A 13,652-nucleotide genomic window follows, 5' to 3' on the forward strand; every position below is an offset into this window, starting at 1 on the left:
CCGGGCCGACCGCCTCATCCTGGTCGAGCCCCCGACCGAGGATCGCCCGGTCCGCCTGGCGATCGACGCGATGAACCGCTCGGTCCCGCAGGTCGGCGTCGTCCTCACCTTCGACGGCGACCCGAGCCGCGCCGAGGCGGACGCCCCGGCCGCCCGGTTCCGCGAGCGTCTCCTTTCCTGGGGCTTTTTGGAAGAACGTATCGAGCCCCCCGACGACCGACCCGCCGGTCTAGTCTCCCTGGGCCGCGCGCTGTTCCGCGACGACGCCTCGGGCGACGGTCGGGTCGACCGGGTCGACCGTCCCGAGGGGATTGCCCTCCGGGGGGCGTCGACCGGGGACGGCCTGGCCCGGGTGGCGGCGAACTGGGCCCGGGGCCTCCTGGACGACGGGGAGCCGCCCGAGGAGCTGCTGATCCTCGTCCGGACCTGGGACGACCAGTCGGACGCCATGCTCGAGACGCTCCGGGCCTGGGGGATGCCCGTCTCCTCGGGGAAGGGGAGGCCCGTGTCCTCCGACGCCGCGTCGCAGGCCCTCCGCCTCGCGATGCGGGTGCCGGTCGAGGACTGGGACGCCGACCTGCTCGGCCGGCTCCTCCGCAATGGCCGGCTCCGGCCCGACTGGGACGAGGCGAGGGCCCATCCCCTGGCGCTGCCCGCCACCGCCGCCGCGATCCGGGAGTCCCGCGTCTTCCGGGGACGCGAGGCGATCGCCGAGGCACTCGGCCGCATGGCCGCCACCGAGCGTCAGGAGCCCGACTCCGAGGGCAAGCCGGACTACCTCCGACGCCACCGCCAGCGGCGGTCCTGGCTCGCCGGCCTGGCCGAGCCGGTCTACCGCCGCCTCTCCGCGCTGATCGAGTCGGTCGCACGGCCCGGCCCCTGGTCGACCCAGGTCGACCGGCTCGGCCGATTGGCGACGGGCCTCGGCCTCGACCCCGACGCCGAGGACGCCCTCGGCCACCTCTTCGCCGCGCTCGACGATCACGCGTTGGTGGTCGGAGGGGTCGGCCTCGGCAAGGAACCCTGGACCTGGGCCCGATTCGTCGACGAGGTCGAGTCGATCCTCCGGGAACTCCCCCCGCCCGACTCCCGGATCGTCGGCGCGATCCGGATGGCCACCGTCGATGAGGCCTCCGGCGCGATCGCCCGGCACGTCCTCCTCGCCAACCTCGCCGAGGGCAGCTTCCCCGCCAGGTCCTTCGTCGGCCCCACCGCCGACCCGGATGACCAGGCCCTCGACGAGTCGGAGTCCGACGAGGAGGATGTCGAGCCGGGGGACGAGGAGGGCCCGGGGGCCTTCCCCGAACGGCCGACGATCACGTCCCGCCCTCCCGGTCAGCTCCGCCTTCCCTTCGACGGCTCCCCGATCGCCTCGTCGACCACCACCCCCTTCGGACGGGAGATGGCCCGATTCCTCCGGGTCGTCGGCTCCGCGGAACGGAGCCTGACCCTCTCCTACCCGACGGCGAACGAGAAGGGGGTCGAGCAGCTCGCCGCCGGTTTCCTCGTCGAGGTGGAGGCCCTGCTCGATCCCGACGTCGCCGGCCAGGTCGTGCACGTCGACCGCTCGCTCGACCCCGCCCTCCGCCGGACGAAGCCCCTTTCCCCCCTCGAACATCGGGTCCGGGCGATGTCCCGGGCGGCGATCGAGGACTTCAGCGACCTCGCCTCCCTGGCCGGGGCCGCCGGGCATCGAGCCGCCCTGCGTGATTCGGCCGAGGCCTTGCTGGTCAACGAGAGGCGGTCCCGCCAGCCATCCTGGAGGCGAATCCGCCGGCCGATCTCCCGCTTCGAAGGCATGCTCCGGGACCCCCGGATCGCCGCCCGCCTGGCGACCGATTTCGGACCCTCGTACGCCTTCAGCGCCAGTCAGCTCGAATCGCTCGCCTTCTGCCCGTTCCAGTTCTTCGCCCGGTACGTGCTGAGGCTCGATCCGATCGAGGAGCGGGACGAGCTGGAGGAAGACCGGACCGCGGGCGGCAGCCGGATGCACGCCGCGCTCGAGGCGTTGCACCTCACCCTCCGGGACGACCCTCCCCCCCCGGAGGTCTCGCTGGACGAGGCGGTCGCCGACGCCATCGAACGGGCCGTCCGGGACCAGATCGACCGCGAGGCGACGCCATCCTCGGACGTCGGCCGGGCCCTCAGGGCGATCGAAGCCGAGCGGATGGTCCGGGTCGGGAAGACCTATGCGGATCAGTTCCGACGCTATGCCGAGGCCCACGGCTCGGGCCTCGTCCCCTTCGGCTTCGAGTATCGGTTCGGGGGCGAGGGCGAGGACGCCAGCCCGGCCTTGATCCTCGGCGAGGGAGAGCGACTGGTCCGGCTCCAGGGGATGATCGACCGGATCGACGTCGCCGAGCATCCGTCCGGGACGCTCTTCCGGGTCATCGACTACAAGACCGGATCGGTCCCCTCTCGGGGCAAGCTGTTCAAGGGACTCGCCCTGCAGCTCCCCCTCTACGCGATGGCGGTCGAACGCTCGCTCCCGGCCGAGCGGAACCCCCGGGCGATCGACGCCGGCTATTGGGCCCTGCGCGGTAAGGGCTACTCACCCTTGGTCACGATGGCCGAGTACCGGGACGGCGACCTCTACCCGAAGGACGGCTGGAAGCCCGGCCCCGATCGGATCGTCGCCTTCGTGCTCGAACTGGTCGACAGCCTCCGGGGCGGGATGCTGCCCGTCCATCCCGCCGAGACGGACTGCGACCGCACCTGCGACTACCGCACCGTCTGTCGGCTCCGCCAGGTCCGCCAGGCCCGCAAGGACTGGCCCGAGGCCCCGAGCATGGACGAGCCCGCCTCGCAGGGCGAGGAGCATTTCTGATGAGCACCCCGGGTTCCCCCGAACCCCCGACGAGCCTCCCGCCCTCCCCGCCGACGGACGAACAGCGGAGGGCCCTGGAGGCGACCGTCAGCGTCGCGCTCAGCTCGGGCGCAGGATGCGGGAAAACCCGGGTCCTCACCGACCGGTTCGTGCTCGCGCTGGAGCGGCGGACGCCGCTCGACCGGATCGTCGCCGTGACCTTTACGGAGAAGGCCGCCTCGGAAATGCGCGACCGCATCCGGAAGGAATGCCGACGCCGGATCGCCTCGGCCACCGGGGCCGACGCCGCCTACTGGCGTCGCGTCCTCAGGGGCCTGGAGGCGGGCCGGATCGGCACCTTCCACGGCTTCTGCCTCGACCTGCTGAAGCGATTCGCCGTCCAGGCCGGCCTGCCCCCCGATTTCGCCGTGCTGGAGGAGTCGCTCGCGCCGACCCTCCGGGACGAGTCCCTGCGATCCTGCTTCCGCCGCTGGCTGGCCGGGGAGAACGAAGACCTCGTCATGCTGGCCGTCGAGCTGGGCCTGGATGCCGTCCGGGAGGGGCTCCGGTCGCTCCTGCTCGGTCGGACCCTCGCCGAGCCCGGCCGATGGGCCGAGCTGAGGCCGGAAGATTTGATGGCGCACTGGCTCGATGCCTGGCACTCGGAGGGCCGGCCGGCCGTGCTCCGCCGGTTCGTCGACGACGCCGGGCCGCTGCTCGAACTGCTCGAGGCCCACCCGTGTGAGCACCCCGTCGGGGCCGAGCGGCGGTCGGTCCTCCTCTGCGAGATCCCGCTGCTCCCCGAGGCGCCACACCCCGACCTCTCGTTCGAGACCATCAAGGAACACGCCGCCGTCGCCGGGGGCGGGACGGGCAGGCACTGGCCGTCGATCGACGTGTACAACGCCGTCCGCGATCATTACAAGAAGATCCGGGACGCGGTCGACCGCTCCCGGAAGGCCCTCCTCTGGGACGAGGCGTTGACCCGGCGCTCGGCCGAGCTGGGCGTCCGCTTCGCCCGGCTGGCGAGGGAGGCGTTGGAGGAGGTCGATGCCCTGAAGCGTCGCAGGGAGTTCGCCGACTTCGACGACCTGCTCGGCCGCACCCGGTCCCTTCTGTCGGAGGGGGGGGACGGCCTGCTGGATGGCCTCCGGGGCGAGATCGCCCTGCTCCTCGTCGACGAGTTCCAGGACACCGACCCCGTCCAAGGGGCCATCGTCGAGGCGATCGCGGGCGACGACCCCTCCTCGGCCCGGCTCTTCCTGGTCGGCGACTCGAAGCAGTCGATCTACCGATTCCGGGGGGCCGAACCGAAGATCTTCGACCGCTTCCGGTCCGGACTGCTCGACGGCGGGAGGCTGTCGCTCACCGGGAACTTCCGCAGCGTCCCGGGCGTGATCGACTTCGTCAACGCCCTCTTCGGCGACCTCTACGCCGACCCGTCCGAGGCCCTCCGCGCCGAGCGGGACGTGCCGACCGACCCGGATCGGCCGCCGGCCGTCGAGTTCCTCTGGGCGTATGAACCGGAGTCCTCCGGCCGGTCCAAGGCCTCCAATCGGCGCGTCGAGGCCGGCTGGATCGCCCGACTGATCGCCGATCGACTGGACCGGGGCTGGCCGATCCAGGATCCGAAATCCGGCGCCTGGCGCGACGCGGCACCCCCCGACGTCGCCATCCTCTTCCGTGCGCTGACCACCGTGGGGGTGTATGAGGAGGCCCTGGCGAACGAGGGGCTGGATTACCACACGGTCGACGGATCGGCCTTCTTCGCCCAGCAGGAAGTGCTCGACGTGGTCAACCTGCTCGCGGCGATCGAGGATCCGTTCGACCCGCTCTCGCTCGCGGCGGCGCTGCGGAGCCCCGTGTTCGGCCTCAGCGACGAGGGGCTCTACTGGCTCGCCAACGCCCGGCCGGACGACCGGCCGTCGGACCTGCTCCAGAATCTCCGCCGATCCGACCCGGTCCCGGAGCTCTCACGCGGCGATCGCCGCCGGGCGATCCGAGCCCGGGACCGGCTGGAGCGCTGGAGGGCCCTGAAGGACCGGGCGCCGATCGCCACGCTGCTGGATCGCGTGCTCGACGAATCCGGCTTCGAGGCGGCCATCGCGGCCGAACCCCTGGGGGACCGCAAGCGGGCCAACGTCCGCAAGGTCGTCCGGCTCGCCGGCGACTACGATCGGGGCGGCTATCCCCTGGCCGACTTCGTCGCCCGACTCCGGGCCGACCTCCGCCAGCTCGCCCGGGAGGACCAGGCCGCCACCAATACCGAGCAGGGGGATGCCGTCCGCCTGATGACCATCCACCGGGCTAAGGGCCTGGAATTCCCGATCGTCATCGTCCCGGACCTCGACCGGGGCAGCCCCCCGACGTCGAGGTCGGTCGTCGTCCACGACCGCTTCGGCCCGATCGTCCGGATTGCCCCCGAGCCGGGCGAGGAACCGACGAACCCCGGGTCGGAGGAGGACCCGAAAGGACTCGGCGATCTGCTCCACCGGGCCTCCGAGGAGCGGGAAGAGCGGGCCGAGGCGGACCGCCTCTTCTACGTCGCGGCGACGAGGGCGGTCAGCCGGCTCATCCTCTCGAACGGGCTGGACCGGCCGATGCTGCTCGGCCCCCCCGGCCGGGAACCGCCGGGCCAGAAATTCTACCGGCCGCTCGCCCCGGCGATGGAGCGGATCCATGCCCGGTTCGACCTGGCCTCGGGGAGCCTCAAGGCGACCCTCCCCGCCGGCTGGCCCGAGCCGAGGGTCTCGGTCATCGCCCGGTCCCCCGAGCGGCAGTCCCCCCGAGGGGGGCCGATCCGACCGCGGGCCGACCGGCTCTCGATCGTCCGAGCGATCGGCCGCGCCCGCCCCGGCTCCTCGCCCGACCGGGTCCCGGCCCCCGCCAGGCCGACCTGGATCGAGCATGAGCTGGAGGACGGGCTCGCGCCGTTTGCGGCTCGGGTCCATCGCCTGGTGCTCGCGGTGCTCTGCGACCCCGACGCGGCCTGGTCGAGCGACCTCGCCCTCGCGATCGATCGCGCGGCCCGCGCCACGATCCCGGCCTCACCGCCCCGGGTCGTCGAGGCGGCCCGATATCTGATCGACCCCTGGCTCGGCGGCGACCTGGCCCGTCGGGTCGGGTCGGCCGAGGAACGCCGGGGCCAGATCCGGTGGACCGTGACCGGGGAAGGGGACGGCCCAGATTCGGCCGGGGTCGTCCACCGGGGTCGGCTCGACCTCGCCTTCCGCGAGGGGAAGACCTGGCGGCTGGTGAGTTGGGAGCACCCGGCGTCGCCCTCCGGGGTCTCGGAACGCCGCCTCGTGCTCTCGATCCGGGCCGCACCGGGCCTGGGCCTGGGGAGGATCGGCGCGGCCTGGCTCGTGTCGCTCGGCGGGGGCCCGATCGAGCAGGCACTCGACGTCCGCCGGGTCTCCCGTACAATCCCCGTCGAGACCCCTCCCACCCCCCCCCGAACCCGATCCCGACCCGCCCGAAGGCCGTCGGCCGGGACGCGTCCCACCGAGGACCCCGATGACCGCTCCTGACCGCAAGGACGACCTGGAACTCGCGCTCCGCCTCGCCGATCACGCCGCCGAGGCGATCCTGCCCAAGTTCCGCCGGTGTGCCGTCGAGTGGAAGGCCGACGGCACCGAGGTCACCGCCGCCGACCGCGCCGCCGAGGAGATCATCCGCGAGCTACTCGAACGCGAACGCCCCGACGACGGAGTGCTCGGCGAGGAGTTCGGCGAGCGGGCCTCGAGGCCGGGAAATCATCGTCGATGGGTGCTCGACCCGATCGACGGGACCGCCGCCTTCGCGCTCGGCCTGCCGACCTTCGGCACCCTGATCGCCCTGCTGGAGGAAGACGAGCCCGTCCTCGGCGTGATCCAGCTCCCCGCGATTGGCGAGACGACCTACGCCGCGACCGGCCTCGGCTGCTGGTGGCGCCCGACCCCCGGGGAACCGGCGGAGCGAGTCCGGGTCGCCGACCCCGCCCCGCTGTCCCAGGCCTATGCCTCGACGACCAACCCCCGTTCCAGCGACATCATCTGCGCCCCCGGCCATGTCCCCTACCGGCTCGGGCTCCTGATCCGATCGGTCAAGAAGTTCCGATTCGTGGGCGACTGCGTCCAGTTCGCGCTGGTCTGTCGGGGTCGCCTGAACGTCGCCTTCGACTCGGTCATGGCCCCCTGGGACATCGCCGCGCTGGTCCCCTGCGTCGAGGAGGCCGGCGGCGTCGCCTCCTCGCTGGACGGCTCCCGGGACCGCATCGCCTTCAATCGGAGCCTCGTGACCAGCAGCGATCCGGCCCTGCACGCCGAGGTGCTCCGGACCCTGAATCCGGACGAATCGGGCCGATGACCGAGGACGGAGGCCTGATCGATGTCGGGGGCCTCGCCCCCGCCCCTCGTACGGCTCCGCCCCCTGCCGGGGTCTCGATTCGATCCGACTCATCGGCGATCGGCGGTCCTCCCGCTCCGCTTTCTTACTGGACCCGTACCGCCTCGCCGGATCGGCTCGCGATGCCCCCGGGGGACGCGGAGGCGGTCGCCTCACGGCGGGAGTGGGAGAGCCATCGGGCGTGGAGGTCGTCGAAGTCCTCGAATCCGTAAACCTTCCGCAACGCGGCCTCGGCCCCGATGTTGTGGGTTTCGCGGAGGTACGCCACCAGCCTGCCCGGCGAATCGAGCTGGATCAGGTAGCGGGCCAGCGAGGCGCTCTGGGCCATGAAGAGGTCCCAGTAGCGGCCGTCGGGCATGGAGGCGGTCATCAGTTGGCCAGTCAGGAAGACCTTGCCCGAGGCGATCGGCCCATCCAGGACCGCCAGGCGGCCTGCCTGGGCCCCGTTCGGTTCGGCGAGCACGGCGATCCCCTCGTCGGCCCACCGGGGGATCTGGCGGGTCGGGAACAGGTCGGCCAGCACGACGTGAGCGACCTCGTGCGGCACGACCGACTCGACCAGGTCGCCGTGGTCGGCCCGGAGATTGATGCGACGGGCCACCACCCGGCCCCCGCTCAGCCCCATCGTCGAGAACCCCGGCGAGTCCCCCTCCTGGCCGGTCATGCGGGTGAAGATCGTCGCGTCAGGGTAGACGTACAGGTCGCATCGCGGCGACCACGGGGCGTCCGCTTCGGACCCGTCCCAGTAACGCAGCAACTCGGTCCTCGACCGCTCGGCACTCCGGGCAATCCCGTCGGCCAGCTCGGCATCGGCGTGGAAGATCCGGAAGTTCTCCGTCTCCATCACCTTCCAGGAGCCGACTTCCGCGGCCGACTCGATGACCCCGGCGGGTCCCTCCGAGTCGGACTGCCCCCGGACGATGAAGCCGCTCGGCCTGGCTCCCGCGACGCCGGATCGCTCGGCGGCCAATCGGCGGAGGTATTCGCTGAACCAGATCTCGGGGGGGGTGAGGGCCCGGATCTCCCGGATCTCGGCGTGGATGCTCGCCCACTCCTCCGGGCTCGACGGCTGGGAGTTGATCTTCCTCGCCACGGCGATGAACCGGCAGTAGGCCCAGACCGGCCGATGGGCCTCGGGGAGCTGGTCCCTCGCCGCCAGCCCTTCGTAGATCCGGCCGGCCTCGTCGTATTCCTGCTCCAGAAACTTGGAGTCGGCGGCGCGGAGCACCTCGGCCCACGACGGTGGGTCGGCCGACTCCGGTTCCTCGATCGGGGCCGGGGCCGGGACGACCGGCGCTCCTGGAGGCTCCGTCCCGCCAGGGATGTCCGAGGCCGGGGCGACCGCCTCATCGGTCGGGGGCCTGACCGTCGAGTCGTCGCCCTCGCGGGGCTGGTCGGAGGGGGGCGAGGCCGGAGCGTCGAGCGCAGGAGGCTCGGGAGGTGAGGGCGCGGGCAGGGGATCCGGCCCTTGCGGGGCCGTCGGCGGCGAGCCGGCCGGGGTGGGCACCTTGGGGGCAGGGGTCGGCCCGTCGCCGACCGGCGTCACGCCGGCCGATCCGCGGGGCCGGTCGATGATCTGCAGGTTCTCCCGGTACGACCGGGCGCGTCGGGCGTCGCCGGCCGCCTCGGCCTGGGAGGCGGCCCGCTGGTAGGCGAGGCGGAGTTCCCCCAGCACGGCGGGCCGATCGCCCGCGGAGGCCGCCAGCAATGCCGATTCGAGCAGGGAGACGGCGGCCGGCCCGTCTCCCCGTCCGAGGGCGTCGCGGCCGGCCTGGAGATTGTCCGAGGCGTCGTCGGCTCGGGCCTCGGTAACGACGTGGGTAAGGGTCAACAACGCCGCGACCATCAGGGCCGCGGGCGAGGCGGGGCTCCGGTGCATGACGGTCCGTGTCCTCGGTAGATGGCCGACCCGTATCGGACGGATCCGCCCCGGAGGGGGGCGTGCTCGTCCGGCCGCTCGATCGCGTCGAATCGTCGAGGAGGTGGGCTCAAGGGTGCGTCGACGGGCCGAGGGGCCGGGTTCCGTCGCGTCGGGTCGACCCTGCGTCCTTGGGGTCGTTCTCGCCGAGTCGGGGCATCGCTCGCGTCGCCGGGCAACGACGGTCAGACACGGTGCGGTGCTCGTCCTGTGGGCAATCCGGCCCGGAGTATGTCCGCGGGCCCGGCATCGGTCAAGCCGAACCGGGCGCCGAGGGCGATCGGATCGCGACCGGCCCGGTCGACCCGCGAACCGTGCGGAGGATGAACCGGGGATGAATCCCCGGGGTGCTGCATTTCGACCGGCGGGAGGGCGTCTCCGGGACGTCGTGCGGCGTGCCTACCCCGCCCCGAGAATCCCCGCCTCGACTTGCTATAATGGCTCGTCCTCGCCCCGATGCGACCGAGGGGCGACGCGATCGACTCCCGAGGGGCAGCGAACGATGCGGATCATCGCCGGAATCCGGCGCGGGCACACGATCCAGGGGCCGGGCGGCTCGCATCGCACCCGGCCGACGAGCGACATGGTGCGCGAGTCGATCTTCAACATCATCGGGCCGGAGGTCGAGGGTCGTCCGGTGATCGACCTGTTCGCCGGCACCGGGGCACTCGGCCTCGAGGCGTTGAGCAGGGGGGCGACCTCGGCCACCTTTGTCGAGAAGAAGGGCCAGAACGCCGCGCTGATCCGCAAGAACCTGGCGCATTTGCGGTTCGAGGGGCTCGGCGAGGTGGTCGTCGCCAACGCGTATGCCTGGGCGAGCCAGCTCGAATTGCCGATCGAAGACGGGGCGGTGGTCGTCTTCATCGACCCCCCGTATCGGGACTATGAGCAACAGGCCGGCAAGCTCCGGGCGATGTTCGACTCCCTGGTCGGCCGCCTGCCGGTCGGCTCGTCGATCGTCGCCGAGGCGGGCGTCGAGCCCGGTCCTCACCTGCTCCCCGACCTCGACCGGTGGGATCTGCGGCGCTACGGCGGGACCCACGTCGCCATCCGGACGCTCGACGCCCCGGCCGGGGAGGCCTGATCGTGGGGGAGAACGACCTGGTACCCTCGGCGACCGACGATCCCAGGCGATCGTTCGCCCTCGACGTCGTCCGACGCCTGCAAGAGTCCGGGCACCGGGCGCTCTGGGCCGGCGGGTGCGTGCGGGATCTCCTGATCGGCCTGGAGCCGAGCGACTACGACGTCGCCACCGACGCCCCCCCCGAGCGGGTCATGCAGCTGTTCCGCCGCACCGTGCCGGTGGGGATCAATTTCGGCGTCGTCCGGGTCCTCGGCCCGCGGCCGGCCGGCGAGGTGGAGGTGGCCACCTTCCGGAGCGACGGCGCCTATCTCGACGGCCGACGGCCCGAGACCGTCGCCTACAGCAGCCCCGAGGAGGACGCCTCCCGTCGCGATTTCACGATCAACGGCATGTTCCTGGACCCCATCCGGGGCGACGTGATCGACTTCGTCGGCGGGAGGCTTGACCTCCAGGCCGGCCTGCTTCGCGCCATCGGTGACCCGGCCGCGCGGTTCGCCGAGGACAAGCTCCGACTCGTCCGGGCCGTCCGATTCGCCTCCCGATTCGGCCTCCGGATCGAGGCCGAGACGAGTCGGGCCCTGGGGGCGATGGCACCGCAGGTCACCGTGGTGGCCGCCGAGCGGATCGCCCAGGAACTGCGGAAGATGCTCGCCCACCCGAGCCGGGCGGCGGCGATGCGAGTCCTGATGGAGGCCGGCCTCGTCGCCGAGATCCTGCCCGAGCTGGTCCCCCTGGTCGGCCGGCCCGCCGGGCTGGTCTCCCGACCGGGAGACGACCTCTGGGACCATACCCTCGGGGTGCTCGACGCCCTGCCGCACGACCTCTCGTTCCCGCTCGGCCTGGCGGCCTTGCTGCACGAGTCCGGCACGGCGGCGGGTGGTCCCGGTGAGCCCGACGCGGTCGATCGGGTCGCCGATCGCCTGAAGCTGGCCAACGCCGAGCGCGAACGGGCCTCCTGGCTCGTTCGTCGCCACCGGGACCTGAGGGAGCCGGGGTCTTTGCCGACCGCACGGCTGAAGCGGCTCCTGGCCGAGCCGGGGATCGGGGACCTCTTGACGCTCCACAGGGCGGATGCGGTGGCGGCCGGGGATCCGGCCGATCACGTCGATGACTGCGAGCGATATCTCCGGGACGAGCCCGACGGCCCGATCCGGCCCGATCCCCTGCTCACCGGCAAGGAGCTGAAGCAGATCGGTTTGCCCCCGGGGCCGGCGTTCAAGGCGTGGCTCGATCGGGCGTACGACGCCCAGCTCGAGGGCAAGATCGCCGACCGCGACCAGGCGATCGCATGGGTCTTGCGGCAGTCCGCCCCGGGGATCCCGCCCCAGGCCTGAGGCCGCTTACCCGTCCTCCCGCCCGCCCGCCGCGACCCGGCCGGGGGCGACGATCGGCACGCCGATGATCCGCCCATGGTACACCATCGAGCGGTCGACGAACCCCTGGGTGTCGAAGACAGTCTGGCGGCGGTGGAGCCGCTGGGCCTTCCCGACGATGACCAGGCGGTCTCCGGGGCGGACCGGGCCACGGAACCGGACGTCCTCGAGTCCGCCGAAGCCGAGGAATCCGTCGGGGACGAGTCGGACGGCCTGGCAGTAGTAGCTGCAAAGCTGCGCGGCCACCTCGCAGATCAGGACGCCAGGCATCAGGGGGTAGCCGGGGATGTGCCCCCTGGTCCAGAACTCGTTCTCGTCCAGGTCCTTGTAGCCGACGATCAGGTGTTCATCGGTGTCGACGTGGACGATCGCCGAGAGCTGCTCCATCTCGAATCGCTGGGGATTGAAGCGCCGGATCTGCTCCTGATCGGCGACGATTCGCTCCAGGTCGATCTCGCTGGGCGGAATGATTGCGACGGGTGGCATGACGCTCGGTCCCCTCCGGGAGCCGCCTCGCGACCTCGGGAAGGCGGGGCACCGGCGAGGTCCTCCGGCCCGGTCGGCTCGGCATCCGTGTCTGGTCCCCCCCTCGGGGGCGGTTGACCATCGTATGATGACGACCACCCCGGCGGCAAACAAGTCATTTCCCGGGGCGTACCGCCGGCCCCCCGGGCCCATTCGGACCCCGGCGGGGTCACGCGCTCGGAGGGCCTCGGCCCCCGGCCGCCCAATCGATCCGGGGCCGATCCCCGCACCCCGGTCAGTCCTCGACGCCCAGCCGGACGCTCGGCGGTGAGACGACGAGCAGGCGGTCGATGGCCTCCATCGCGGCGTCGAGGTCGGCCTCGGAGGCGAGGTGGGTCATCATCACCAGGGGGACGGGGGCGTCGGGTTGGTCGTCCTCGCCGGGGTCATGCTGGATGACGCTGGCGATGCTGACCCCATGACGGCCGAGCACCTGGGCGATCGACCCGAGCACCCCCGGGCGGTCCGCGATCGAGAACCGCAGGTAGGATCGCCTCCGGACGTCCCGGGGGGAACAGAGCCTGGGCTCCGGGGCCCCTCCGGGCCAGAGGTCCAGCGACCGGGCCGTCAGCGCGGCCCGGCCGACGATGACGTCGATGAGATCTCCAATCACCGCCGAGGCCGTCGGCCCCGCTCCGGCACCTTGGCCGGAGATCAGGGTCGCCCCGACCGGCTCGCCCACGGTCCGGATCGCGTTGTCGGGCCCCGTGACCTCGGCCAGCGGCGACCCCCGACGGACGAGCCGGGGGGCGACCCGCAATTCCAGCCCCGCCTCGCCGTGGTCCCTGGCCACCGCGAGCAGCTTGACCGTGTATCCCAGCTCGGCGGCGTACTGGATGTCGGCCGATTGCAGGGTGTCGATCCCCTGCCTCGGGATCAGGGCGGTCGTCACGGAGGCACCGAAGGCGAGCTGGACCAGGATGGCGAGCTTGTGGGCCGTGTCGGTCCCGTCCACGTCGAGCGCCGGGTCGGCCTCGGCGTAGCCGAGCGACTGGGCCTGCCGAAGCGCCTCGTCGTAGGACAGGCCCGATCGGGTCATGTTCGAGAGGATGAAGTTGCAGGTCCCATTGAGGATCGCCGCCAGGAAACGGAACCGATTGCCCGCCAGGCCGACGCCCAGCGACTGGATGATCGGGATGCCGCCGCCGACGGCCCCCTCGAAGGCGACCGCCCGGCCCGATCGCCGGGCGGCGTCGAAGATCTCGGCCCCGTGCTCGGCCAGCAGCGCCTTGTTGGCCGTCACCACGTCCTTGCCCGCCCTCAGGGCCGCGAGCACGGCCGTCCGCGCCGGCTCGATGCCGCCCATCAGCTCGACGACGACGTCGACCTCGGGGGCCCCGGCCACCTCGACCGGGTCGGTCGAGAGCCGGTCGATCGGGAGGTCGAGGGACCGGCCCTTGTGCGGGTCGCGGACGGCCACCTTTCGCAGGACCACCCAGCGACCGACCCTGCGGGCGAACGCCCCCTCCCGATCCATGACCAGGCGGGCCACCTCGGCCCCGACGGTCCCCAGGCCGAGCAGGCCGATGGCGACGGGTTGCATCGATCCTCCGTGGCAGC

General features: G+C 72.4%; 8 protein-coding genes. 5 read left to right on the forward strand and 3 right to left on the reverse strand.

The window, feature by feature from the left end:
• The first annotated feature begins 1,798 nt into the window (after positions 1-1,798).
• The 3 genes from ElP_RS39350 to ElP_RS05395 are packed head-to-tail and all read left to right on the forward strand — an operon-like array spanning position 1,799 to position 7,153.
• A complete protein-coding gene (locus ElP_RS39350; RefSeq protein ID WP_231749803.1) occupies positions 1,799-2,827 on the forward strand; it encodes a PD-(D/E)XK nuclease family protein in 1,029 nt (342 codons plus the stop codon).
• Complete coding sequence (locus ElP_RS05390) at positions 2,827-6,336, forward strand: UvrD-helicase domain-containing protein (protein WP_145267656.1); 3,510 nt, start codon at positions 2,827-2,829, stop codon at positions 6,334-6,336. Before ElP_RS39350 ends, ElP_RS05390 begins: the two co-directional genes overlap by 1 nt.
• The gene (locus ElP_RS05395) at positions 6,323-7,153 is read left to right on the forward strand and encodes an inositol monophosphatase family protein (protein WP_145267657.1); all 831 of its coding nucleotides are present in this window, start codon (positions 6,323-6,325) and stop codon (positions 7,151-7,153) included. The genes ElP_RS05390 and ElP_RS05395 overlap by 14 nt, the downstream gene beginning before the upstream one ends.
• Positions 7,154-7,277: 124 nt before the next feature.
• On the opposite strand, the gene ElP_RS05400 is transcribed toward ElP_RS05395, so the two are convergent.
• Positions 7,278-9,071: a peptidase MA family metallohydrolase gene (locus tag ElP_RS05400; protein WP_145267658.1), complete on the reverse strand. Its 1,794-nt coding sequence runs from the start codon at positions 9,069-9,071 to the stop codon at positions 7,278-7,280.
• Between the two features lie 541 nt (positions 9,072-9,612).
• Here ElP_RS05400 and ElP_RS37655 point away from each other — a divergent pair.
• Together ElP_RS37655 and ElP_RS05410 are read left to right on the forward strand one after the other, a co-directional pair.
• Positions 9,613-10,194, forward strand: coding sequence for an RsmD family RNA methyltransferase (locus ElP_RS37655; protein WP_197446733.1), 582 nt, complete (start codon positions 9,613-9,615; stop codon positions 10,192-10,194).
• A gap of 2 nt (positions 10,195-10,196) precedes the next feature.
• Complete coding sequence (locus tag ElP_RS05410; protein WP_231749504.1) at positions 10,197-11,528, forward strand: CCA tRNA nucleotidyltransferase; 1,332 nt, start codon at positions 10,197-10,199, stop codon at positions 11,526-11,528.
• 6 nt (positions 11,529-11,534) lie between these two features.
• On the opposite strand, the gene ElP_RS05415 is transcribed toward ElP_RS05410, so the two are convergent.
• Complete coding sequence (locus ElP_RS05415) at positions 11,535-12,053, reverse strand: 3-hydroxyacyl-ACP dehydratase FabZ family protein (protein ID WP_145267660.1); 519 nt, start codon at positions 12,051-12,053, stop codon at positions 11,535-11,537.
• Between the two features lie 274 nt (positions 12,054-12,327).
• A complete protein-coding gene (locus ElP_RS05420) occupies positions 12,328-13,635 on the reverse strand; it encodes a homoserine dehydrogenase (RefSeq protein WP_145267661.1) in 1,308 nt (435 codons plus the stop codon).
• Positions 13,636-13,652: the final 17 nt, after the last annotated feature.

Source organism: Tautonia plasticadhaerens (assembly GCF_007752535.1).
GTDB lineage: Bacteria > Planctomycetota > Planctomycetia > Isosphaerales > Isosphaeraceae > Tautonia > Tautonia plasticadhaerens.

Coding starts and splice junctions, on each gene's coding strand:
- ElP_RS39350 (WP_231749803.1), top strand. CDS start 1,799: ATGCTCCGGGACCCCCGGATCGCCGCCCGCCTGGCGACCGATTTCGGA.
- ElP_RS05390 (WP_145267656.1), top strand. CDS start 2,827: ATGAGCACCCCGGGTTCCCCCGAACCCCCGACGAGCCTCCCGCCCTCC.
- ElP_RS05395 (WP_145267657.1), top strand. CDS start 6,323: ATGACCGCTCCTGACCGCAAGGACGACCTGGAACTCGCGCTCCGCCTC.
- ElP_RS05400 (WP_145267658.1), bottom strand. CDS start 9,071: ATGCACCGGAGCCCCGCCTCGCCCGCGGCCCTGATGGTCGCGGCGTTG.
- ElP_RS37655 (WP_197446733.1), top strand. CDS start 9,613: ATGCGGATCATCGCCGGAATCCGGCGCGGGCACACGATCCAGGGGCCG.
- ElP_RS05415 (WP_145267660.1), bottom strand. CDS start 12,053: ATGCCACCCGTCGCAATCATTCCGCCCAGCGAGATCGACCTGGAGCGA.
- ElP_RS05420 (WP_145267661.1), bottom strand. CDS start 13,635: ATGCAACCCGTCGCCATCGGCCTGCTCGGCCTGGGGACCGTCGGGGCC.